The organism is Sphingomonas sp. 10B4 (genome assembly GCF_035019905.1).
Taxonomy (GTDB): Bacteria; Pseudomonadota; Alphaproteobacteria; order Sphingomonadales; family Sphingomonadaceae; genus Sphingomonas; species Sphingomonas glacialis.
In genome coordinates, this window is sequence record NZ_JASJVC010000218.1 from 1 (window position 1) to 387 (window position 387).

Annotated in this window: 1 protein-coding gene; it reads left to right on the forward strand. The window is 56.3% G+C overall.

From position 1 onward, the window contains the following. A partial coding sequence (locus tag QN347_RS19540; protein WP_323494361.1) for a winged helix-turn-helix domain-containing protein occupies window positions 1–342 on the forward strand: 342 nt, incomplete at its 5' end. Between the last annotated feature and the right edge of the window lie 45 nt (window positions 343–387).

Genomic DNA, 387 nt, shown 5'->3' on the forward strand with positions numbered 1-387 from the left:
CATATGCGTAGACGTCAGCCGCTCAATGCGCTGGCCGATGCGAATTTTATCTTCGGCGATATCGTTATCGATTTTTCCCTGCGCAGCGTCACACGGGCCGGGCTGGCCGTGCATCTGAGCCCGCTCGAATACCGGCTGCTGTGTGTTTTGGCACGCAACGCCGGCAAAGTCCTGACGCACCGTCAATTACTCAAGGAGGTATGGGGGCCGAACCACTCTGAGAGCAGCCACTATCTGCGTATTTATATGGCCAATCTGCGCCAAAAACTCGAGCAGCAACCGGCTCAGCCCAAGTACTTTCTGACCGAAACCGGGGTCGGTTATCGCCTGATCACGCAATAAGCGCCGCGCCTGCACTCACCAAGCTAACTCACTGTCATCGTAAGC